This is a genomic window from Microcoleus sp. AR_TQ3_B6 (assembly GCF_036702785.1).
Lineage (GTDB): Bacteria > Cyanobacteriota > Cyanobacteriia > Cyanobacteriales > Microcoleaceae > Microcoleus.
Genome location: NZ_JAUBVJ010000096.1, coordinates 292 through 21,674, shown reverse-complemented (window position 1 = coordinate 21,674; position 21,383 = coordinate 292). Strand labels below are relative to the sequence as shown.

Here is a 21,383-nt window from a genome sequence, read left to right as displayed (position 1 = left end):
AACTGCAGCGATCAATTACTTTTATATCCAATTAATAGGTCAAAAATTCCGCTAAAAAAAGCTACAATTTAGAATTTATGACTTTCGACTTATGGCCTTTTATTAAGCAATAATAAAAAGTTGTTAAATCTCTTACTTTAGGTAGTTGTAAAAAAATAGCTTTTAAAAGAAGCCGAAAATTCAGCTTAAAATAGAAACTAAATTCTACACTCAAAATATGAAAGTCCGCTTTAACGTAGTCCGCCAAAATCAAAACGAGGCTCCCCGGGTTCATGCTTACACCCTAGAGGTGGAAGAGAGCAATACCATCCTCGACTGCCTCAACAGCATCAAGTGGGAACAGGACGGCACTTTAGCTTTTCGCAAAAATTGCCGCAATACAATTTGCGGCAGTTGTTCTATGCGCATTAACGGTCGCTCGGCATTAGCTTGCAAAGAAAATGTGGCCAGCGAACTCGCAAGACTACAAAAAATAGCTGATTCCAGCGAAGCCGAAAAGCCGGCAGATTTCATCCCAGAAATCACGGTAGCCCCAATGGGAAATATGCCGGTAATTAAAGATTTGGTTGTTGACATGACCAGTTTTTGGGACAACCTGGAAGCAGTGGAACCCTATGTCAGCACAGCCTCGCGAGCAATTCCAGAACGCGAATTTCTGCAAACTCCACAAGAGCGATCGAAACTCGACCAAACCGGCAACTGCATCCTCTGCGGCGCGTGCTATTCTGAGTGCAACGCCCGCGAAGTCAACCCGGAATTTGTCGGCCCCCACGCCCTCGCCAAAGCTTACCGCACGATCGCCGACGGACGCGACAGCGAAACCGAAAATCGGCTGGAAAAATACAACGAAGGCACCGCAGGCGTCTGGGGATGCACGCGCTGTTACTACTGCAACTCGGTTTGCCCGATGGAAGTTGCGCCGATGGATCAAATTGGTAAGATTAAACAAGAGATTCTCGATCGCAAAGACGACCAAGCTAGTCGATCGATCCGCCACCGCAAAGTTTTAATCGCTCTGGTCAAAGAAGGCGGCTGGATAGACGAGCGCAAATTTGGCATCGAAGTAGTAGGAAACTACTTCCGCGACGTTAAAGGTTTGCTGAGTCTGGGCCCATTGGGTTTGAGAATGATCGCTCGCGGCAAGTTCCCACTGTTTTTTGAGCCTTCAGAAGGTACCGAAACTGTGCGAAATCTGATCGAATCGGTTCAAAGTTTAGAAAACTCAGCAGATTAGCGATCGGCTGTCATTTTCCTGGTAAATTACAAGTTGTGCGATCGCAAAGCTTCCCAAAAGTCATTACTCAAAACTCAAATCTCAAAACTTTTAAATGACTGCTAAAACTCCTCCCTCCCCAAAACCAACAACCCCAAATACTCCAACACAAGCAGAACCAGCCTTTGGCTGGAGTGCCTACGCCGAGCAAATCAACGGGCGATTTGCGATGGTGGGATTCGTGGCTCTTTTGCTGCTAGAATTCTTCACCCGCCAGGATTTTTTCACCTGGCTGGGCTTGCGTTAAATAGATCAAAATCAATTAATAAAGGAAGCTGAAAAATTATCTATATTTCAGCTTCCTTTTGATTTTTAAGAGTTATTTAAAATACAGTTTATCAAATTATAAGTACAATATTATAACATTTATAGTGCCATACAAACATATGAATTTAGCAAAGTGGATAGTAGTTGCTTGTAGTGCGATCGGTGTAACATTATGTGGAAATGGACTTGGAGCGAAAGCCGCCGAAACGCAACCGGGAAACAGTGGACGAACATTTACTGATTGGTGTCGTGAAAAAGCTTCTTTGAGTCCTGAAGCTAAACTTACTGTTGAGGTACTGTTGAAGACAGCAGGGACTACTGAGTGCGATGTGGCTAATCAGAAACTTTCGAGTCTCACGGAACTCAATCTCAACTTCAATGGAATCAGCGACATCAAATCGCTATAATCCTTAACTAAATTGACCGTACTCTTCCTCTCCACTAATGACATCAGCGACATTAAACCGCTAGCATCCTTGACTGAGCTGACTAAGCTCGAACTCTACAACAATGAAATCAACGACATCAAACCGCTAGAATCCTTGACTAACCTGACGGAGCTCTACCTCTACAACAATGAAATCAACGACATCAAACCGCTAGAATCCTTGACTAACCTGACTGTGTTGACCCTCGACAAGCATCAAATCAGCGACATCAAACCGCTAGAATCCTTGACTAACCTGACTATTCTCTCCCTCGAAAACAATCAAATCAGTGACATCAAACCGCTAGAATCCTTGACTAAACTAACTATTCTCTCCCTCGAAGACAATCAAATCAATGACATCAAACTGCTAGAATCCTTGACTAACCTGACTGAACTCTATCTAAACGAAAACCAGATCGCTCCGGAAACTTGCCCTCTCAAGCCAGAGTCTATCTGTAAGTGGGCATCCAGATTGCCAAAAGCTTACCTCTCCCCGAGAAAAAGATAGCAGCTTATTGATAGTCTGATCGATCGGTATCGCAAACAGGGTGTTGTAGAACCACAAAGGTAGATCGCAGTTACTTGTAGTGCGATCGTCCTTGAATTATAGGGACACGGCAATGCTGTGCCCTGACTCTCAAGTTTCTTTCAAACTAATTTCCAGTTGTTTCGCGGACGGTCAAACTGTACTTGCCTCTACCTTTTGGAAGGGGTTCGGAAGCATTGACCATGACGCGGTAGCGACCGCTCTCCGTCAAGGTAACAGTAAGCTCAGAATTGGAATTTTGCTGGGTCACATTATCATTTTCTCCAAGTAGCTCGCCCTGGGAGTTAAAAATAGCGAGGTAAGTATCAAAATCTGTACTTTCTAGGGTAATAACCACTGTCTGACCCTGGGTGCCTTCAAAGGTATAGTCGTCGTACAAACTGCTGTCTAAGGCCAGTACAGAAGATTTAGCAGGGGTGAGTTCTCCGTTTTGCTCTAAAATGACCTTAGATGAACCCGCATCAGGACTCTGCCCAGGTTCTACAGTTGGAATCTGAGTTGGCGAACTCTGTGGTGATGGCGACGGCTTGGGGCTTGATTGAGCTAAAACAGCCAAGCCAGCAGGGTTGGCATCAGTTAAATTCTGAGGAAATTCTGCTGAAATGAGGGTAGAACTGCTGTTAGCAACTCCACCTGAATTTAAAGCTGACAGGGAGAGAGTCGGCTTACCAGAAAAAATAGCTAGCAGAGCAATTGGCGCGATCGCCCAAAATCTAACTTGACACATGAATTACCTCGATTTGCCACGAAGAAGGAAGTTCGGCAACGGATTCGCAGGCGAGAGGATTTAACAGATGCAAGAAGGAATTTCAGCAACGGATTCGCAGGCGAGAGGATTTAACAGATGCAAGAAGGAATTTCGGCAACGGATTCGCAGGCGAGAGGATTTAACGGAGGTCAGGAAGCAGGAAGAAGGAAGCCGGAAGAAAAATAATTCGACCAATTCCCAAGTACCGATTACCGATTACCAATTACCCATTTTCAACGGACAGTTAGAGTGTAACGACCCCGGCCCGAAGCATCGTAAGCATTGACAATTACGCGATAGCGACCCGTAGAGGGCAAAGTAACGCTCAGAAACGCATTTTTAGCCGAATCGCTCCCATCGTCATTTTGTGCCAGTAATCGGTCGTTAGGGCCAATGATAGCCACATAGGGCTCGAAATCTGTACTTTCGAGGGAAATTGCTACAGACTGACCAGCTCGACCTTCAAAAGTATACTCGCGATACAGACTGTTGTCAGACGGCAGTACCGGGCCGCCTGCGACTAAAGCGCCTTCTTCTTGCAAAATCGCCCGAGAAGGCTCGGTAGCACTCGCTTTCAGTTCTAACGTATAAGCCCCCGACTCGCTAGGTTCGTAGGAATTTGCCACTAACGTGTAAGTGCCGTCTGCTGGCAGCCTGACTGTAATTCTGGCGTTTTTACTGCCGGCTCCGTCATCATCTTGCGCGATTCCGCGCTGGTTGGGCCCGAGCAATATTAAATAAGGATCAATTTCTTCACTTTTCATTTCTATTGTGATTTGCTGGCCGGCTTTTCCCTCAAAGGAGTAGAGGTCAAAAAAGCTGTTGTCTGCAGGCAGAACGTGAGACTTGTCGGTGAGTTGACCGCTGATTGCGGGCCCGTTGAGCGCCAGTTTTTCAGGTAATGTGTTGCCAAAGGGCGATCGGGCTTGAGCCACGCGGGGAGCTCGCCCTTCTCGTACCGCTGTCAGGAAAGCGGGTACTTTGTCTGCTGAAATTGCAAAACCGATACCGATATTGCCACCGCCCCGATCGCGAGTAAAAATAGAAGTATTGACGCCGATTAATTCTCCAGAACTGTTGAGCAGCGGCCCTCCAGAATTGCCGGGATTGATGGCGGCATCGGTTTGAACTAAGCCGCGAGAAAGGTCGATGCGGCTGACGATTCCGACTGTGAAAGTACCTTGAAATTTACCGAATGGATTGCCGATGGCAAATGCTTGTTGCCCGACTTTCACCGAACCGGGACGGGCTAAAGGAATGGTCGGCAAATTATTTTGACCGCGAATCTTAACCACGGCTAAGTCTAGACCGTCTTCACCGAATCCGACGACATCGGCGACAAATTTCCTGCCGTCTGACAGAATTATATTCACGGTACCGCCTGCTGAAACGACGTGGGCGTTCGTTAACACCATGCCGTCAGGGCTGATAATTGTGCCGCTGCCGTTAGATCTATCTGTATCGACGGTAACAACCGCCGGACTGGCCTTTTCGTAGACTCGAATATTGGTTTGTTCTTCGACATTTTGGGCGATCGCACCTTGTCCGTGCACCGAGTTAAATTCCCTTAAATCTGTTGATTGCCGCACAGGGGATGTGGTAACAACCGCAGCAGGGCTGGCTGCAACCCCAACCGTTAAAATTCCCGATACTGCTAAACTTAGAAGTTTTAAATTCATGGCGATCGATTAGTGTTTAGCGATCGGTAGCTAGGAATTAGGTTTTGTTGCTAACTGCTAACTACCCTTTGTAATTATTTTAGGACTTGTACAGCGTCCGTGAAAAATCAACGCCCTCAAGAGCGATCGGTTTTGGCGCAACGCCGGCGATTGAAACCCAAATCCTCAGAAGAAGACTATCCCTCCGTAGTTTCGGCAATTCTAGAATCCGGTGCGTCAGCTAAATACTTAGAATTAGCTTGTCGCACCACAGCATCCTCATTGCCATAGAAAAAAGACAGCAAAGCAAAACGCTGGCCGCTAATCACCGGCGTCGCTTCGTGCAGCACAGAACACGAAAAAATAATCGCCGTGCCCGAATCCCCTTTATAACCGTGCGGCGCGTACTCTGGAAACCGTAAAAATCCCCCCGTGTACTCTCCCACATTCAAGTTTAGCGTCATCGCAAACCTGCGGTGCCGCGTAGCTTTGCTGGTGTTGTCGCGGTGCGGCCGAAAATAACCGCCACTCTGGGCATCGTAACAGCCCACCAAATACCGCTCAAACCTGGTAATTGTAAACTGAAAAGCTTTTTCTACTTCCGGCCGCACCCGGCGCAAAACAATCGCATTCAATCGCTGCTGTAACTTCGGGTCTTCAATAAAGAAATCGCAGCGTTTCTTGAAATTCTCGTCGTGCAGGCCAACAGTTTTCCCGTCCAGTTGCCTCATAAAGCCCGAGGGACTGCCACCATTAGCTTTGTACATATCGATCAAACTGCGGCAAGATGCTTTGTCCAAAACGTTAGGAATTACCAACACCGGGGCGTGGCGAGTGGCTGCTCGGGCTTCCTCAATAGGGGGCAAAGTTTTGAGAAAATCTAATACTTGCTGGGCGTGTTGGTGCGGTTCGCCCATGGGCAAAATATTAATTATCTGAAGGTTTTCGTTGAGTACAAAAGTTTGGGGTGCATAGTGAACTCCGGCAACTCCATTTTGTTCGACATCTCGGGAAACACCGTACTGCTGACTGACTGTTTTATCCAAGTCCCAGAAAAAGATGAATGACGGAGCAATTGCTGTCGGTCTGTTGTGTTCTTTGTCTCCTGGGTCAACGCTCACTCCGAACCGCGCTACTTGCAAGCTTTGGAATTCCTCTGATAGCTCTTGAAAGTTTTTGAGGATAACTTGGATTTGTTCAAAAGCTGCGCTGGCAAAGAAAAACAGCACGACTCGCCGGCCGCCAACCGTGGAGAAATGAAATAAGGGGTTATTTGTAGAAGGAATGGAAAACCAAGGAGCCGGATCTCCTATTTCGAGTAATGCCATCTTGCTGATTTGAGATTTGGAATTTTATATTTAGATTATTATGCTGTCGATTAGTTCCACTGGTTCGGTATGTTAAAATCGTTTATTACCAAAAAATTAGCTTTTATTGGTGTAAATCGGCGTTTTTCTGCGGTTTCACCCTCGCAATTTACAGTCTTTTTAAGCAATAAGTCTAAGCTCTGATAATAAGTAGATGGGTATCAATAAACGCAACTTATTTTTTTGCCTGCGGGCACGAGAAATGTTTAGTTTCACCCATCTACTTAGTTTTTGCCTATTTGTCGAAATTGGGGGAATTATCCGGTTGGTCTTCCGGGTATTCTACAGGTCGATACTCTACGTAGTCTGACGGCGGTGCTTCCACGTCGCGGTTGCTGGGGCGAGACCTAGATGCTTCTGCAGGACGGGGTTTTTTGGTTCTCGGCGGCGTATCGGAACTGCGGTTTTCCGAAGCAGGGGGACGACTGCTACGGCTGCGGGCGGGTCTTTCTTCGGGGTTGTCTGAAACGTCCCAGTTGTCAGACCCTTGGGTGGGCGGGGCTTCCGGGCGTGCGGGACGTTTGCGCGACGACGATCGATCCGGCGACTCGGGCCGTCCGGTGTTAACGCTGCCGTTGCGGTTCGAGGGACGGCGGCGGGGTTCGTCGTCGTAGGCATCCCGGGAGGAACGGTAGTCTTGGCTGCCTCTGATCCGGGGACGCGGCGGATAGTCTTCCTCTGGTTCTAGCTGCTCAATTTCGGCATCGTAGCCATCGTAACCGTAGGCGTTGCTGACTGGTCGCTCTTCATCGACGTATTGGACGCGGCTTTTGGCTTGGGCTGTGGTCGCTCCTCGCAGCTTGATGCTTTCTGCTGCAAAAAATATGGCGGTACCGCTGAGCAGAAATTGACCGAATGCCAGAATTGGGTCAAGCCGCCACCCTTGAAATAATAGAATACCGCCGCACAGCAAGCCGACTGCTGCAAAAAAAATATCGTGGTCTCGGGCTAGTTTGGGACGCCACGATCGCAGAAAATACAGTCCTGCCCCTGCAACTGCTAGGATAATCCCTAGCAGGCTGCTCCAGTTCAATCCTAAATTGACCATTAGCCTATCTCCTATGTCTTTCCTATGTTAGCGAGTTAGATTTTACATCTATCATTAAGTCTGTTATCCCGACTGTGCTTTCTGGGGCAGCGTCCGGTCAGGGTTTCAGCTTGGGAAGTGAGCTTTATAGTAATGAGTTTAACGGGAAAAAACCTCAGCGAAAGCAGTCAACCGAAGGTTTTGCCTTTACAGTTGCTTGCAGCCGAGGTTTATGGGATCGGGGAAAAGCCCGACCTGTAGCCGAAAATTGGCTTTCATGCCGGACTTATAAACCCGCAGACTTTTTTAGGTGCGCTTGATTTTGTCTTTTTGGCTGATGAAGATCAGGGCGATCGTTGCTGGAATCACTACAACCACCACGCCCACCAGCAGGCTGTACAAAAAGTTCGCGAGAGAAGGAGTCATAGATTCAAAGCCTTTGTTACAACAATTTGATTTTTATTAATTTTATACTTTCGATCGCACCTGTCAAACGGTTAAAATTATGAATGGCAGACTTAACAAAACTTAAGATTTCGAGATAAGACCCATGACTGGTATTACCGTTGCAAGTTGGATTCTGGGCTCTGTCCTAGTCGTGATGACTTTGCTGTTTATTTTTCGGATCGTTCTGACTTGGTATCCCGAGGTGAACCTGAGCAAGTTGCCGTTGAGTCTGATTGCTTGGCCCACGGAACCTTTTTTAGCGGTAACTAGAAAGATTGTACCGCCGATCGGCGGGGTGGACATTACGCCGATTATTTGGGTGGGTATCTGTAGCTTGCTGCGAGAAATGATTCTCGGTCAGCAAGGGCTGCTGAGGATGATGATGTAGAAGTTGACTGTTGGCGGTTGACTGTTGGCGGTTGACTGTTGACTGTTGGCGGTTGACTGTTGACTGTTGACTGTTGACTGTTGACTGAAAGTAGAAGTTGGCGGTTGAGTGTTGAGTGTTGGCGGTTGAGTGTTGACTGAAAGCAGTCTGGGTACAAACCCCCGGATTGATCCGTGGGGTTGCTTTCTTCAATCCTTCAATCCAAAATCCAAAATCTAAAATCCAAAATCGATTGACTAATGACTGTTTTGGTTCAAGAACTGTTCGACGAAATTCGTGTAAACTTCGCCGGACAGAAACTCGGGGGAATCGAGGATTTTTTGGTGGAAGCCCAGGGTGGTGGGGACGCCGGTGATGGCGCATTCTCGCAATGCCCGTTTCATCCTGCGGATGGCTGCCGGTCGATCGCGCCCCCATACAATTACTTTACCGATTAAAGAATCGTAGTAAGCGGGTATTTCGTAATCGGTGTAGACGTGAGAGTCCATGCGCACGCCGGGGCCGCCGGGAGGCAAATAACCGCTGATTGTGCCGGGCTGAGGGCGGAAGTTGCGATCGGGGTCTTCAGCATTGATGCGGCACTCGATCGCGTGGCCGTTGAGAACTACTTGGTTTTGCTTGATTTGCAGTTTTTCTCCTTGGGCGATGCGAATTTGTTCGGCTATCAAGTCGAGGCCTGTAATCATCTCGGTGACGGGATGTTCTACTTGGATGCGAGTGTTCATTTCCATGAAGTAGAACTTGCCCGATTTGTCAAGCAGAAATTCGACTGTGCCGGCACCTGTGTAGTTGATGGATTTGGCGGCGGCGACGGCGGCGTGACCCATTTGATCTCGCAGTTTCTGGGTGAGGGCTGGGCTGGGGGCTTCTTCGAGGAGTTTTTGGTGCCGCCGCTGAATCGAACAATCTCTCTCGCCGAGGTAGATGACGTTACCGTAGTTGTCGGCGAGGATTTGGATTTCGATGTGGCGGGGTCTTTCGATGAATTTTTCGAGGTAAAGTCCGGGATTGCCGAAGGCTGCATCGGCTTCGCCTTGGGCGGCTGAGAATAGTTTGGGGAGTTCGGATGCTTCTTTGACTAGCCTCATGCCGCGGCCTCCACCGCCGGCGGTGGCTTTGATCATCACAGGATAGCCGATGTCGCGGGCGATCGACAAAGCTTCGCGCTCGTCCGCCACCAATCCCTCGCTACCGGGAACTGTGGGGACTTTCACTCGCTGCATGGTTTCTTTGGCGGTGGATTTGTCGCCCATGGCTCGCATGGCGGCAGGAGAAGGGCCGATGAAGGTAATTTGATGGTCGGCGCAGATTTCGGCAAATCGGGCGTTTTCGGCGAGGAAGCCGTAACCGGGGTGAATGGCTGAGGCGTTGCGCGTCAGGGCCGCCGAGATGATGTTGGGGATGTTTAAATAGCTTTTGCTGCTGGTGGGGGGGCCGATGCAAACGGCTTCGTCTGCCAACTGGACGTGCAAGGCGTTTGTGTCTACGGTGGAGTGAACGGCGACCGTGGCAATCCCCATTTCCTCGCAGGTGCGCAGTATGCGGAGAGCTATTTCTCCCCGATTAGCGATTAAAATTTTTGAGAACCCCATCTTCGCTGCTTAATTCACTCAATATTCTGTACAATAATGCCTTTCGGTATGTTCTGGATAATCGTTTTGCAGAAATTGTTCACAAAAATTTATTTTACATTTTGCTGGTAGTGGTGCTATGATTGTAAATCGGCGGTGTCAAAGGGCAAGTCACCAGTTAAATGTCAGGAACCTCAACCTGTGAATCTTTAACTTGTAACGCAAAAATCCCGGAGATTGCCAGAAAGAGCGGATGTGGCGGAATTGGTATACGCGCACGCTTGAGGTGCGTGTGGCATTATGTCCTTGCGAGTTCGAGTCTCGCCATCCGCATTGAATAGGTAAAACAACTGTTGACGGTTTTGGCTGTCGGCAGTTGTTTTGTATTTTATGGGTGGGTGGGCAGAAACGGGGTTTTTGCGAGATACTTTGTTATATCAATTCCGGTTGCACCGGAATGACTGTTGACTGTTGACTGTTGACTGTTGACGGGCGGGTCGAAAAACTGAAGGGTTGAGTGTTAACTGTTGACTCGATTTTATTATTCCGATGCAACCGGAAACGATATTACAGTGGGAAGATTTGGGAAAAAACCCGGTTTCTAAAGATTGTGGGCGAGTACCGTAGGGTGCGGATTCATCAGATATCTTTAAGTGCGATCGAACTTCTGACAGCGGCGCACCCTATAAAATACTGTTTAACTGTCGATCGACAATTGTGTTTATCTTAAAAAGATAGATACTTATCGTTTGTCAAGTAAAATGGGCTTAGTTAGGTTCCGCATCCGAGAGTTTGCTGAGGAAAAAGGATGGACGCTAAAGGATGTTGCCGATCGATCGGAGGTTCCGTACAGCACAGTCAGGCACTATGCTCGATCGGAAGGGCTAGCAACGGTTGATATCACATCTATTCAAAAGATAGCTCGCACCCTCGATGTTTTTATTGAAGAGTTGATGGATGTTGTCAAAGAATGAGCAGCCAGTACCGAGTGCCGGCAGTTGTTTTATATTAAGTGGTTTTTTCGATCGAGGGTTCTTACCAGGAAGCGCGATCTAACTTCTTCCCTCCGTAGAAGAATTATCAGTTGTGGAAGGGCGATCTAACTTAGCATTCTTTATTCCCCGTGTCACTAACCTAATGGTATAGTTGGCAGTAACGTTGCAGAGTTTGGATAGGGTAACGTTATTTAAATAAATAATATGTCTAAGGAACCCGTAATTATCACCTGTGCAATCACTGGCCATCGCACTACTAGGGCAATAGCTCCTGTCCCGTTAACGCCAGAAGAACAAGCAAAATCGGCTCAAGAAGCAGTTGAACAGGGAGCTGCGATTATACACCTGCACGTTCGTGGGGATAATGGCGAAGAATCTCTCGATCCAGAGCGATATTATGAAGCTATTTCTAAGCTAAAACAAATTGTTCCTACTCCGCTGATCGAAATCACCCCACGCGGAACAGACAGGTTAGCACAAGGACCAGAAAAAGTTGAACGCGGTAATTTGGTGAAAATATCTTCTGCAATGTGGGGGAATAAGCCTGAACTCCAGCCTGAGATGTGTGCGCTCAACGTGTCAACACGGAATATTGATGAAAAAACAATCATCCTAAACCCGCCACATGATGTAAGAGAGCAGATTGAGCGTATTTACAGTTTAGGGCTGATCCCTAGATGCGATGTTTACGATCTAGGAGATATCCGAGTAGCCTTAGAATTGCTGGAAAAAGGTATCTTAAGAGAGCCGCTTCATTTCCTCCTAATTTTAGGAAGTTATTCAGGGATTGGAGCAACATCTCAAAATCTGGAGTACATGGTGAAGCAATTGCCAGAACAATGTCACTGGACAGCATTGGGTACTGGCAGTCGATATAACTATTTTATAGCAGAACAAGCTATTCTACTTGGGGGGCATATTCGCACAGGATTTGAGGACGAAACCTATGTCCGTAAAGGACAAAAAGCGAAATCAAATGCAGAATTAGTGGCGAATTTAAGAGGTATTTGCGAAAAATTAGGGCATCCCATCGCAACACCTGAGCAAGCTCGCCAAATTCTTGGGATGCAACAGCAGCCACAGCACTCATTCTGACGGTTCGCTCATTTTAAGCTAAGTTTCCAGAATTTGCCTCGACCGAATCTGGTTTCGGGCCTTCATGTCAAAACTCCTGTAATGAAGTGCGAATTGAGATGCCCACTACCCTCTTTCTTCATAATTTTTACCATGACACAAGTAAGTGTTAGCAGTATTTTAGGTGTATTACATTTGTTGCCGATTGGCATAATTGTTGGAATTATTTCTGCTCTCCTTGGTATTGGAGGCGGCTTACTTTATGTTCCAGCCCTTGCAGCAATTGGCGCGTCACCTCTTCAGTCTGTTGCAACGAGCTTAGTTGCAATTACCCTTGGCGCACTTTCTGGAACAATCCAGAATTGGAAAATGAACTCACTTAAACTTGAAACGGTTTCCTTATTAACATTCCCGGCAATGCTAACAACCGAAATAGGAGTTGCCATTGCTAAGGCTTTACCTAGTAAATGGCTATTATTGAGTTTTGCTGCTCTCCAGATAACTGCAATCTGGCTGATCAACTTGAAAAAACACCTTCAAAAACAAGAGAAAAAAGCAGCAAAACTTAATTTTTCTGAAGCGCCGGTAAATTCAACAGCGCTAATTTTAAAAACTCAAGGCATTGGACTGATAGCTGGAGTTTTATCGGGTTTGTTTGGAGTAGGTGGAGGGATTGTGATGGTTCCCCTGCAAGTTCTGTTTCTGAAAATGCCCATTAAAGAATCTGTACAAACAAGTTACGGAGCTATTGTATTAATTTCATTATGGGCCGTCAGTCGTTATGTAATCGCCGATTCTAGTAATGTCTTGATAGTACCAGGATTAATGCTGGGTTTGGGATCGTTATTTGGGGCAAATTTTGGTGCTAGGCTGTTGCCCAAATTGTCAGATAAATTAGTTCGATTTCTATTTACTGGGTTGTTGATTGTTTTAGCGGGCTATATGTCGTTACAAGCTTTGGCTCTGTAAGTTTCAACATACAGCACTTTTTATGTATAGCAACGGCCAAGATATTCGGGAGGTTCTTAATCGCTGGAAGGATTGCTATTATAGCCTTTTTTAGGTAAATGAGGGGCGTGGCTATCTAAAATTTGCCTGTTCAATCTAACAGGTTGCAGCGAGGCACTCTACAAATTAACTAAAGTTTGCGAACCGCAGATGTCGGCGGATATACGCTGATGGACGCAGATGAATTTAGATAGGGGCGGGTTTATGAGTTTGTTGGTTTTGGGGAATTATTGTGAGTTAAACCCGCCCGTAGAGGATAAATGGTAATAAACCGGGTTTCTTCTAATTTTGCGCTAATTCTGGCGGCCGGCCCATTAAACCGGTCATCAAGCGCAAGGCTAAAAACCTCACTGGGGGAATTGTCCGCAAACACCACAATCCGAAGCGGCGAAATGCTACTATTGGCAGCCAAGTATTGGAAAATAATCTGTCTAGAAAATCGGTAAATCCTAATAGGATTAAATTCTCTTTTTTGCGCCAGTTGTGATACCGTTTCAATACTCGCAAGTCGCTGATGTCTTCGCCTTTTTGGTGGGCTTGCTGCAAGATTTGGGCATCGCCCCTGCGTCTCGAATGCCCATATTCAATCCCTGGTCACCGACGGGATGGCAGCAGTGGGCGGCATCGCCAATTAGCGCTAATCTGGGCAAAACGTAGCGATCGCTCTGCATTAACTGCACGGGAAATAAAAAGCGATCGCTCTCCAATTCCAAACGCCCCAAAAGCCCGCCCGTGCGATGTTCTAACGTCGCGAGAATATGACAGCGAAAATGTAATTAACAAAGAAAGCAGAGGGCGATTACACATCCCCAGAGGGAAGTTGGTTTTGGGGACTAGGTAAACTTGTCTGCGCGGATGATGGTTTTAACACTTTACGACCAATTAGCAAAGCAACCCCTCCCAAGACTCCACCACCTAAGCAACTAAATATAATGGCACTAAAGAAGGGATGAAGTTTCTTTGTTTGTGTAGCCGCGGTTTCAACCGCCGGGTTTCTACACAAAAGAAGTACAATAATTATGGCAAAATAAGAATTACTCATTTATTCGATCGCCATTACCCCAATGATTACCGTTACCCAAGCAGAAATTGAACAGTATCGCTCCCAATTACAAGAATATCCGGATGCTCTAAAAGCTCTTGATGTACTTGAAGAGTGTGAAGGCAAGCTAGAATATGCAGCCGAAACTATCGCTATTGAGACAGGAGAATTACATGATAATTTGGGTGAAGGAAACCCGAATGAACCTAGCTGGTTTGAAAAATCAGCCGAGAAATTGCGTCCTCATATTTGTACGCCAGCCTTTAAAGACGCATTGAATCAAGGTTTGTCTACTGTAATGGGTTTACTAATACCTGTTGTGGGATATTCAGGACTGCTGATACTGATAATTATTTACATCAGTAAAAAAAATCTGGACGAGTTTTGTAAAGATTGCTAAACACCTATCGCAGTGAAGCCAGCCCAGTAATGAGCTTCAGCAAAAGGAAGCGGCTGGCGGTTACGTGCGCCATTCTGAGGAGCATCAACAAAGCGTCTGCGTATCCCTGGGGGCAGTTGCTCAAATATATGGTCGATTTGGGGTTGGAGCTCTTTTAATAGGGCTTCCAACTTCTCTGAGGTCAAATTCCGCAGCCATTGTTGTGCCTCATTGAGAGCAGCAACAGTTGACAAGGTTTTTATGTTTTCATAGAACCGAATTAGTAACAAAGTGCTGGCGAGTTGATCCACTTCCCAAAGGGTACTGACCATACTAGGGCTACCTGCTAAGAGAAATCCGAAAGGTAAGCCGATATATTCATCGCTGGTTTTGGATTCTGTCAATCCAGTTTCGCAGGCGGAGAGAGTGACAAGACGACATTGATTTAGGTCAAGATTAAAGATTTCCAACAGTGTCAAACGTTCTTTATTTGCGAATACCAGGGATGATTCCAAAGGCGAGTCAGGCTCGAACTTGCCGTGACAACCGAAATGGGCGCAGTTGGCAAAGCTGAGTTTCGCGTTTAGAATTGCGTTTTTATTAGCATCATCTTTTGCCAAGAAATCATTAGATTTGAATTTGTGACGGATGTTAGCGGTTTGCAGTTCAAGTAAGTAGCGGTCTTTGGTAGGATTGGCAATAGCAAATAGGTGAGAGAAATTAGGGCGTTGTCGCTGTTTCGCCTGTTGCAGTAGTTGGCAACTGGGGGCATAGCTGACTCCACCAGGGAATAAGTCGAGAAGGCACGATTCGGATTTGGACAGGGATACAGTGATTGAAGAATCGATTTGATCGGTGCATCCGCTTTCAAAATCCCTTTCGTGGGAGATTGGCAAGGCATGAAGGGGGAAAAGATGCAGGAAGCGATGGGGAATTAAAATCAGTCGCTCGCACGGTTTCGGAATATTCTTTAAAATCTCATCAAGATGCAAAATCTCAGCTAGGTTTTGGAGGCGGGAGGCTAGTTTTTGCTTCCATTGGGGTTTTCTCTCTTTGTAGTCTTTTTGATACTCGTTCTCCCAATTTATTAAGGCTTCAAAGTCTTCTGTTGAAGATTGCCAGATTATTGGTGTTGGGGATTGCGGGGTGATGATGAAAGTTAGAAATTTATCGCCTATGATGTACCACTCAAGAAGAGCGGTGTTTTCCCCTGTCAGAGTTTGAATGTCTTTGTAGAGGATGGGCTTAACTTTTTGGGTTAGGCTAAAATCAGGATCGATTGGTGTAATTTCATGAGCAATCAATTCATCGAGTTGTTTACGCAATTTGGTGAGATGAGTAGAATCTCGGCTAGTGGTTAGGCTGTCAATTTTGAGGCGGCGTTCTCCCAATATTCTGCCACCATTACTGTTACGGTTTATCGGTTCGATTCCCAGTTGTCGCTGTTCGGCCTCAATTTCTCGACCGAGGCGCGACAATTCGTTGAGAACAGTTTCGGAGATATTGCCTTTAGGTTTGATGTCACGGTTGGCAAAGAGTTCTACAAGGTTGCGGGCTTTGCTGCGTTCGGCGTATTCTATGGCTTCGGTGTAGCGTTGCAGTTCGATGCAAACTTCTACCATGCCCAGATAGAGTTGATTCCATTCTTCAGCTAATTTCTGTTTGCTTTCATCCCCAGATTGAATCTCGCCCCGTAAAAATTCTACTGTTTCAATCGCTCGGGCATAGGTATCATAAGCGAGTTGCCATTGCTGGTTAGTTCGGTAAAGATTACCTAAATTAGATAAAGTCTCTGTATGTCGTTGTGGGAAAGCCTCGCGAGTTTTAATAGTTAAAGCATTGCGATAAAGTTCGATCGCCAGTTCGATATTCTCTGCTTTCTCTCCCCTGATTCTGTAAATGTAGGCAATTGCCAGATTATTTTGCGTCGTCGCCCAATCTTCGGGAAAGGCATCGCGGGTGCGGATGGTTAATGCAGCAGTGAAATATTCGATCGCATTTTCGATATTCTGAGCTTTCTCTCCCCTGATTCTGTCACTGTAGGCAATTGCCAGATTATTTTGCGTCGTCGCCCAATCTTCGGGAAAGGCATCGCGGGTGCGGATGGTTAATGCAGCAGTGAAATATTCGATCGCAACTTCGATATTCTGAGCTTTCTCTCCCCTAATTCTGTCACAGTGGGCATTTGCCAGATTATTTTGCGTGCTAGCCCATTTTTCGGGAAAGGCATCGCGGGTGTAAACGGTTAATGCAGCAGTGTATGATGCGATCGCCAGTTCGATATTCTCTTCTTTCTCTCCCCTGATTCTGTAAGTGTAGGCTGCTGCCAGATTATTTTGCGTCCTTGCCCAATTTTCGGGAAAGGCATCGCGGGTGTAGATGGTTAATGCAGCAGTGCAAGATGCGATCGCCAGTTCGATATTCTCAACTTTCTCTCCCATGATTCTGTTACCGTAGGCTTGTCCCAGATTATGTTGCGTCTGGGCCCATTTTTCGGGAAAGGCATCACGGGTGAGAACGGTTAATGCAGCAGTGTAAGATGCGATCGCGCTTTCGATATTCTGAGCTTTCTCTCCCCTGATTCTGTTACTGTAGGCACTTGCCAGATTATTTTGCGTCATAGCCCAAGATTCGGGAAAGGCTTCGCGGGTCCGGACTGTTAATGCAGCAGTGCAAGATGCGATCGCCAGTTCGATATTCTGAGCTTTCTCTCCCCTGATTCTGTTACAGTAGGCAGCCGCCAGATTATTTTGCGTCAGGGCCCAATCTTGGGGAAAGGCATCGCGGGTGCGTACTTCTAATGCCTTCTTGTAAGATGCGATCGCCAGTTCGATATTCTGAGCTTTCTCTCCCCTAATTCTTTCAGTGTAGGCTGCTGCCAGATTATTTTGCGTCAGGGCCCAATCTTCGGGAAAAGCATCGGGGGTGCGGACTGTTAATGCCTTGTTGTAAGATGCGATCGCCAGTTCGATATTCTGAGCTTTCTCTCCCCTGATTCTGTTACGGTAGGCAACTGCCCGATTATGTTGCGTCAGGGCCCATTTTTCGGGAAAGGCATCGCGGGTGTAGACGGATAATGCAGCAGTGTAAGATGCGATCGCATCTTCGATATTCTGAGCTTTCTCTCCCCTGATTCTGTAAGTGTAGGCATTTGCCAGATTATTTTGCGTCTGGGCCCAATATTCGGGAAAGGCCTCGCGGGTGTAGACGGTTAATGCAGCAGTGTAAGATGCGATCGCCAGTTCGATATTCTGAGCTTTCTCTCCCCTGATTCTGTCACTGTAGGCATTTGCCAGATTAATTTGCGTCGTTGCCCATTTTTCGCTTCCTGGTTCCCAATTCTTTAAAAGTATTTGATAAGCGGTAATTGCAATTTCAAGATTATTCGCTCTCTCCCCCTGCCGAAAGTCTCTAATATGATTACTCAAGTTTCCAATGCGGTCGAGAATAGATTCAATTGCTTCGGGATGTTCGGCAATTAACTTCTGGACCTCTTGCTGTAAAATCTCGGCAAAACGGTCATTGAGGAGATGTTGCCGCCCGTCCAGCATGGGGTAAATTACTTTAATATCGCTGTTGCTATCTTGTTCGGCTTGCAATAATTCTCGGATAAACCTTGCATACTCTTGGGGATTTTCACCTTCAGAGTTATCGCTATCTCCCTCATCATTCATCTCCAATAATTGCCCTAGCTGACTGGCCAAATTCCGTAAAAAATTAGCGGGATTTTCCTCACCTACCTCTGCGAATTTTTCTGCTATTACCTCGCAAGCTTGCAGAAATCCGCGATCCAATAATTCTGAGTTAGCCTGTAAAATCTGCGGTTCCTCACCGTTGGGGCAATTCAGGAGTGTCTGAATCAATTGCAGATAAGCTTGGGCGCGGGTTTCTTCCATTGTGGGGAGTTGTCAGTAACACCGATGTTTATTTTACCATGATTCGATGAGTGGCCAGAAACCGGGTTTTTTCGAGAATATTTGGTTACAGGCGAAGAGATGGGAAAAAACCCGGTTTCTAAAGATTGTGCGCGGGCGGCCAGAAACCGGGTTTTTGCGAGAATATTTCGTTACAGGCGAAGAGAGATCGATCGCCAATGCTTCCATTTTGCTATTAGGCTTTCGATCGCATTTCTGTTTCACTAGCCCCTGCTAGCACCATAATTGTCCGAACAACAGAACCAAATATTTTCCACCCGACAAGACTTAGACTGGCGCGCTGTATTGTTAGGCTCATTATTTGCTACAGCCATCACGATCGATCTATCCTATTGTCGATCGCATTCTCAGGCAAAGGACGCTCAAATTCATCAGGATCGAGCATCACTTCATCATCCTCATCCAAGTCGAAATTCTCTGGAACTAATCCATCGAAGCTATTGCGGGTAGGAAGCTCAGGCAAATCTCCCAGCATAGCAACTGCTTCAGCAAGTAGATTAAGATTCTCTGGATCGGGGTGTTTTTGTGCCGCCCGCACAGCCAAGATGACGAGACGCAATCCTCCCCTTAGCCGATCGACATCACGGGCTAGTCCATACATTGCTTGAAAGTCACCTTCCTCAATAATGCGGTACTTTCCTGTTTTTGTCTGGAGGGTAGCGATGACACCATTGGCGATCGAACTGAGTGCTTCTGCGCCCTGCAAACGAAATTTCTCAAAGGATGTCCTATTTGCACTGTCGCTGTCTTCGTAATATTGGGTTAAATCAGCAACAGCCCATTTTGTCAGTCGTTGTAAATCTTGTGGCGATGACTTCCAGAAATGTATTCGATCTTTCGCGATCGTGAAAACACAAAAACTATCGCCCAGAATGTACCATTCGACAATGGTAGTTTTTGCATCAGCTAACTGCTGAATTTCATCAAAATTGAGAGGTGTATAGGGATACTTGGTCGCTAAATCTTGGCGCAGTTGGTTGATGAAGTCATTATTTTTTGATTCAGCTTGTTTTAACCCTTGATTTTCTTCGGCAATTCTCAGTCTTAACTGTTGCAACTCTTAGCGCACTTGTCTGGGATTTCTCCTTTGGCATACAAATCTTTCACCGATAGCAACTCGATTAAGTTTTGCCCCTTGGAACCTTCGGCATATTCCACAGCTTCGGTGTAGCCTTGCATTTCGATGCAAAGTTCTACCATGCCCAGATATATTTGGTTGTATTCTTCGGCTAATTTCTGTTTGGTTTCATCCCCAGATTGAATCTCGCCCCGTAAAAATTCTACTGTTTCAATCCCTGGGACATAGTTATCATAAGCGAGTTGACATTGCTAATTACTTTGGTCAAAATCACCTAAATTATATAAAGCCTCAGTATGTTCTTGTGGTAAAGCCTCACCAGTTCTGATTTTTAAAGCATTGTGGTAACACTTTTTCGCCAGTTCGATATTCTGAGCTTTCTCTCCCCTAATTCTGTCACAGTAGGCATTTGCCAGATTATTTTGCATCTCGGCCCATTGTTCGGGAAAAGCATCGCGGGTGTAGACGGATAATGCAGCAGTGAAAGATGCGATCGCAACTTCGATATTCTCTGCTTTCTCTCCCCTGATTCTGTCACTGTAGGCAATTGCCAGATTATTTTGCGTGCTTGCCCATTGTTCGGGAAAAGCATCGCGGGTGTAGATGGTTAATGCAGCAGTGTAAGATGCGATCGCAACTTCGATATTCTCTGCTTTCTCTCCCCTGATTCTTTCAGTGTAGGCATTTGCCAGATTATTTTGCGTGCTTGCCCATTGTTCGGGAAAAGCCTCGCGGGTGTAGACGGATAATGCAGCAGTGTAAGATGCGATCGCAACTTCGATATTCTGAGCTTTCTCTCCCCTAATTCTGTTACTGTAGGCATTTGCCAGATTATTTTGCGTGCTTGCCCAATCTTCGGGGAAGGCATCGCGGGTATAGATGGTTAATGCAGCAGTGTAAGATGCGATCGCCAGTTCGATATTCTGAGCTTTCTCTCCCCTGATTCTGTAATTGTAGGCATTTGCCAGATTATTTTGCGTCGTTGCCCATTTTTCGGGAAAGGCCTCGCGGGTGCGCACGGTTAATGCAGCAGTGTAAGATGCGATCGCAACTTCGATATTCTGAGCTTTCTCTCCCTTGATTCTGTTACTGTAGGCATTTGCCAGATTATTTTGCGTCGTTGCCCATTTTTCGGGAAAGGCCTCGCGGGTGCGGACGGTTAATGCAGCAGTGTAAGATGCGATCGCCAGTTCGATATTCTGAGCTTTCTCTCCCCTGATTCTGTTTCTGTAGGCTGCTGCCAGATTATTTTGCGTCATCGCCCAATATTCGGGAAAGGCATCGCGGGTGTAGACGGATAATGCAGCAGTGTAAGATGCGATCGCCAGTTCGATATTCTGAGCTTTCTCTCCCCTAATTCTTTCAGTGTAGGCTGCTGCCAGATTATTTTGCGTTTGAGCAAACTTTTCGCTTCCGGGTTCCCGATTATTTAAAACTATTTGATAACCAGTAATCGCAATTTCTAGATTATTCGCTCTACTTCCCTGCGGCAAGTCGTTAATATGAATACTTAAATTTTCAATGAGGGCGACAATTAACGCAATTTCTTCTGAATTTTCGTCGGCAATTAAAGTCTGGGCAACTTGCTGTAAAATCTCGGCAAAACGGTCATTGAGGAGATGTTGCCGCCCGGCCAGCATGGGGTAAATTACTTTAATATCGCTGTTGCTATCTTGTTCTGCTTGCAATAACTCTAGGATAAAGTTTGCATACTCTTGGGGCTTTTCACCTTCTGAGTTCTCCCTATCTCCGTCATCGTTAATCTCCAATAATTGCCCTATCTGACTGGCAAGATTTCGTAAAAAATTAGCGTGATTTTCCTGTCCTTCCTCTGCCAACTTTTCTGCTACTACCTCGCAAACTTGCAGAAACTCCGAATCTACCAATTCTAAGTTATCCTGTAAAATCTGCGGTTCCTCACCGTTGGGGCAAGTCAGGAGTGTCTCAATCAATTGCTGATAAGCTTGGGCGCGGATTTCTTCCATTGTCGGGAGTTGTCAGTAACACCTATCTTTATTTTACCATGATTCGATGGGTGGTCAGAAACCGGGTTTTTTCGAGAATATTTGGTGACAGGCGAAGAGATAGGAAAAAACCCGGTTTCTATTGATTGTGGGCGGGTGGTCAGAAACCGGGTTTTTGGGAGAAT

21 protein-coding genes, 1 tRNA gene and 1 pseudogene are annotated in these 21,383 nt (G+C 46.3%); 10 read left to right on the top strand and 13 right to left on the bottom strand.

Features of this window, described 5'->3' with window-relative positions; genetic code table 11:
• The first annotated feature begins 217 nt into the window (after nt 1–217).
• The 4 genes from QUB56_RS30790 to QUB56_RS30775 all read left to right on the top strand — a co-directional run bounded on the left by QUB56_RS30790 (nt 218) and on the right by QUB56_RS30775 (nt 2,478).
• Nucleotides 218–1,234 carry a succinate dehydrogenase/fumarate reductase iron-sulfur subunit gene (locus QUB56_RS30790; protein WP_332960151.1) on the top strand — a complete coding sequence of 339 codons (1,017 nt, stop codon included), beginning with the start codon at nt 218–220 and terminating at the stop codon, nt 1,232–1,234.
• Between the two features lie 94 nt (nt 1,235–1,328).
• On the top strand, nt 1,329–1,520 hold the full coding sequence (locus QUB56_RS30785) for a chlorophyll a/b-binding protein (RefSeq protein ID WP_332960150.1): 192 nt from the start codon (nt 1,329–1,331) through the stop codon (nt 1,518–1,520).
• Nucleotides 1,521–1,659: 139 nt separating this feature from the next.
• Nucleotides 1,660–1,947 (top strand): hypothetical protein, encoded by a 288-nt coding sequence (locus QUB56_RS30780; RefSeq protein WP_332960149.1) that lies wholly within the window; start codon nt 1,660–1,662, stop codon nt 1,945–1,947.
• A gap of 12 nt (nt 1,948–1,959) precedes the next feature.
• On the top strand, nt 1,960–2,478 hold the full coding sequence (locus QUB56_RS30775; RefSeq protein ID WP_332960148.1) for a leucine-rich repeat domain-containing protein: 519 nt from the start codon (nt 1,960–1,962) through the stop codon (nt 2,476–2,478).
• Nucleotides 2,479–2,623: 145 nt separating this feature from the next.
• Here the strand turns inward: QUB56_RS30775 and QUB56_RS30770 are convergent, their stop codons facing one another.
• The 5 genes from QUB56_RS30770 to psbX form a co-directional block, all read right to left on the bottom strand.
• A complete protein-coding gene (locus QUB56_RS30770) occupies nt 2,624–3,244 on the bottom strand; it encodes a PPC domain-containing protein (RefSeq protein ID WP_332960147.1) in 621 nt (206 codons plus the stop codon).
• Nucleotides 3,245–3,498: 254 nt separating this feature from the next.
• On the bottom strand, nt 3,499–4,944 hold the full coding sequence (locus tag QUB56_RS30765) for a trypsin-like peptidase domain-containing protein (protein ID WP_332960146.1): 1,446 nt from the start codon (nt 4,942–4,944) through the stop codon (nt 3,499–3,501).
• Nucleotides 4,945–5,120: 176 nt separating this feature from the next.
• Nucleotides 5,121–6,251, bottom strand: coding sequence for a redoxin domain-containing protein (locus QUB56_RS30760; RefSeq protein ID WP_332960145.1), 1,131 nt, complete (start codon nt 6,249–6,251; stop codon nt 5,121–5,123).
• A 274-nt stretch (nt 6,252–6,525) separates the two neighbouring features.
• The gene (locus QUB56_RS30755; RefSeq protein ID WP_332960144.1) at nt 6,526–7,338 is read right to left on the bottom strand and encodes a Ycf66 family protein; all 813 of its coding nucleotides are present in this window, start codon (nt 7,336–7,338) and stop codon (nt 6,526–6,528) included.
• 285 nt (nt 7,339–7,623) lie between these two features.
• Nucleotides 7,624–7,743: a photosystem II reaction center X protein gene (psbX, locus tag QUB56_RS30750; RefSeq protein WP_190741405.1), complete on the bottom strand. Its 120-nt coding sequence runs from the start codon at nt 7,741–7,743 to the stop codon at nt 7,624–7,626.
• Nucleotides 7,744–7,867: 124 nt separating this feature from the next.
• Here psbX and QUB56_RS30745 point away from each other — a divergent pair, with 124 nt between their 5' ends.
• Nucleotides 7,868–8,152, top strand: coding sequence for a YggT family protein (locus QUB56_RS30745; RefSeq protein ID WP_332960143.1), 285 nt, complete (start codon nt 7,868–7,870; stop codon nt 8,150–8,152).
• A 236-nt stretch (nt 8,153–8,388) separates the two neighbouring features.
• Here QUB56_RS30745 and accC read toward each other — a convergent pair whose 3' ends face one another.
• Nucleotides 8,389–9,744, bottom strand: coding sequence for an acetyl-CoA carboxylase biotin carboxylase subunit (accC, locus tag QUB56_RS30740; RefSeq protein ID WP_332960142.1), 1,356 nt, complete (start codon nt 9,742–9,744; stop codon nt 8,389–8,391).
• Between the two features lie 228 nt (nt 9,745–9,972).
• Here accC and QUB56_RS30735 point away from each other — a divergent pair.
• The 4 genes from QUB56_RS30735 (at nt 9,973) to QUB56_RS30720 (ending at nt 12,761) form a co-directional block, all read left to right on the top strand.
• A tRNA-Leu gene (locus QUB56_RS30735) sits at nt 9,973–10,056 on the top strand.
• A 428-nt stretch (nt 10,057–10,484) separates the two neighbouring features.
• Nucleotides 10,485–10,697 carry a helix-turn-helix transcriptional regulator gene (locus tag QUB56_RS30730; RefSeq protein ID WP_332960141.1) on the top strand — a complete coding sequence of 71 codons (213 nt, stop codon included), beginning with the start codon at nt 10,485–10,487 and terminating at the stop codon, nt 10,695–10,697.
• 225 nt (nt 10,698–10,922) lie between these two features.
• Entirely contained in the window at nt 10,923–11,813 is an 891-nt protein-coding gene (locus QUB56_RS30725; RefSeq protein ID WP_332960140.1) for a 3-keto-5-aminohexanoate cleavage protein, read from the top strand.
• A gap of 132 nt (nt 11,814–11,945) precedes the next feature.
• Nucleotides 11,946–12,761, top strand: coding sequence for a sulfite exporter TauE/SafE family protein (locus QUB56_RS30720; protein ID WP_332960139.1), 816 nt, complete (start codon nt 11,946–11,948; stop codon nt 12,759–12,761).
• A gap of 321 nt (nt 12,762–13,082) precedes the next feature.
• On the opposite strand, the pseudogene QUB56_RS30715 reads toward QUB56_RS30720, so the two are convergent.
• Nucleotides 13,083–13,555, bottom strand: a pseudogene (locus tag QUB56_RS30715) (FAD-dependent monooxygenase); the annotation flags it as partial.
• 309 nt (nt 13,556–13,864) lie between these two features.
• On the opposite strand from QUB56_RS30715, the gene QUB56_RS30710 reads away from it, so the two are divergent.
• On the top strand, nt 13,865–14,242 hold the full coding sequence (locus QUB56_RS30710; RefSeq protein ID WP_332960138.1) for a hypothetical protein: 378 nt from the start codon (nt 13,865–13,867) through the stop codon (nt 14,240–14,242).
• Here the strand turns inward: QUB56_RS30710 and QUB56_RS30705 are convergent.
• The 6 genes from QUB56_RS30705 to QUB56_RS30680 form a co-directional block, all read right to left on the bottom strand.
• A complete protein-coding gene (locus tag QUB56_RS30705) occupies nt 14,239–18,117 on the bottom strand; it encodes a CHAT domain-containing protein (RefSeq protein ID WP_332960137.1) in 3,879 nt (1,292 codons plus the stop codon). The two genes, QUB56_RS30710 and QUB56_RS30705, sit on opposite strands and share 4 nt — an antisense overlap.
• Nucleotides 18,118–18,331: 214 nt before the next feature.
• On the bottom strand, nt 18,332–18,454 hold the full coding sequence (locus QUB56_RS30700) for a hypothetical protein (RefSeq protein ID WP_332960136.1): 123 nt from the start codon (nt 18,452–18,454) through the stop codon (nt 18,332–18,334).
• Between the two features lie 15 nt (nt 18,455–18,469).
• The gene (locus QUB56_RS30695; protein WP_332960135.1) at nt 18,470–19,213 is read right to left on the bottom strand and encodes a hypothetical protein; all 744 of its coding nucleotides are present in this window, start codon (nt 19,211–19,213) and stop codon (nt 18,470–18,472) included.
• On the bottom strand, nt 19,201–19,356 hold the full coding sequence (locus tag QUB56_RS30690; protein WP_332960134.1) for a hypothetical protein: 156 nt from the start codon (nt 19,354–19,356) through the stop codon (nt 19,201–19,203). The genes QUB56_RS30695 and QUB56_RS30690 overlap by 13 nt, the downstream gene beginning before the upstream one ends.
• A 129-nt stretch (nt 19,357–19,485) precedes the next feature.
• Nucleotides 19,486–21,219, bottom strand: a complete 1,734-nt coding sequence (locus QUB56_RS30685) for a tetratricopeptide repeat protein (protein ID WP_332960133.1) — start codon at nt 21,217–21,219, stop codon at nt 19,486–19,488.
• Nucleotides 21,183–21,383 (bottom strand): hypothetical protein (locus QUB56_RS30680; RefSeq protein ID WP_332960132.1); only part of this gene is annotated, 201 nt, incomplete at its 5' end. The genes QUB56_RS30685 and QUB56_RS30680, both read right to left, overlap by 37 nt.

What these genes read in the sequence shown, in the direction of transcription:
- QUB56_RS30790 (WP_332960151.1), top strand. Translation starts at nt 218, where the DNA reads ATGAAAGTCCGCTTTAACGTAGTCCGCCAAAATCAAAACGAGGCTCCC.
- QUB56_RS30785 (WP_332960150.1), top strand. Translation starts at nt 1,329, where the DNA reads ATGACTGCTAAAACTCCTCCCTCCCCAAAACCAACAACCCCAAATACT.
- QUB56_RS30780 (WP_332960149.1), top strand. Translation starts at nt 1,660, where the DNA reads ATGAATTTAGCAAAGTGGATAGTAGTTGCTTGTAGTGCGATCGGTGTA.
- QUB56_RS30770 (WP_332960147.1), bottom strand. Translation starts at nt 3,244, where the DNA reads ATGTGTCAAGTTAGATTTTGGGCGATCGCGCCAATTGCTCTGCTAGCT.
- QUB56_RS30765 (WP_332960146.1), bottom strand. Translation starts at nt 4,944, where the DNA reads ATGAATTTAAAACTTCTAAGTTTAGCAGTATCGGGAATTTTAACGGTT.
- QUB56_RS30760 (WP_332960145.1), bottom strand. Translation starts at nt 6,251, where the DNA reads ATGGCATTACTCGAAATAGGAGATCCGGCTCCTTGGTTTTCCATTCCT.
- QUB56_RS30755 (WP_332960144.1), bottom strand. Translation starts at nt 7,338, where the DNA reads ATGGTCAATTTAGGATTGAACTGGAGCAGCCTGCTAGGGATTATCCTA.
- psbX (WP_190741405.1), bottom strand. Translation starts at nt 7,743, where the DNA reads ATGACTCCTTCTCTCGCGAACTTTTTGTACAGCCTGCTGGTGGGCGTG.
- QUB56_RS30745 (WP_332960143.1), top strand. Translation starts at nt 7,868, where the DNA reads ATGACTGGTATTACCGTTGCAAGTTGGATTCTGGGCTCTGTCCTAGTC.
- accC (WP_332960142.1), bottom strand. Translation starts at nt 9,744, where the DNA reads ATGGGGTTCTCAAAAATTTTAATCGCTAATCGGGGAGAAATAGCTCTC.
- QUB56_RS30730 (WP_332960141.1), top strand. Translation starts at nt 10,485, where the DNA reads ATGGGCTTAGTTAGGTTCCGCATCCGAGAGTTTGCTGAGGAAAAAGGA.
- QUB56_RS30725 (WP_332960140.1), top strand. Translation starts at nt 10,923, where the DNA reads ATGTCTAAGGAACCCGTAATTATCACCTGTGCAATCACTGGCCATCGC.
- QUB56_RS30720 (WP_332960139.1), top strand. Translation starts at nt 11,946, where the DNA reads ATGACACAAGTAAGTGTTAGCAGTATTTTAGGTGTATTACATTTGTTG.
- QUB56_RS30710 (WP_332960138.1), top strand. Translation starts at nt 13,865, where the DNA reads ATGATTACCGTTACCCAAGCAGAAATTGAACAGTATCGCTCCCAATTA.
- QUB56_RS30705 (WP_332960137.1), bottom strand. Translation starts at nt 18,117, where the DNA reads ATGGAAGAAACCCGCGCCCAAGCTTATCTGCAATTGATTCAGACACTC.
- QUB56_RS30700 (WP_332960136.1), bottom strand. Translation starts at nt 18,454, where the DNA reads ATGAGCCTAACAATACAGCGCGCCAGTCTAAGTCTTGTCGGGTGGAAA.
- QUB56_RS30690 (WP_332960134.1), bottom strand. Translation starts at nt 19,356, where the DNA reads ATGGTAGAACTTTGCATCGAAATGCAAGGCTACACCGAAGCTGTGGAA.
- QUB56_RS30685 (WP_332960133.1), bottom strand. Translation starts at nt 21,219, where the DNA reads ATGGAAGAAATCCGCGCCCAAGCTTATCAGCAATTGATTGAGACACTC.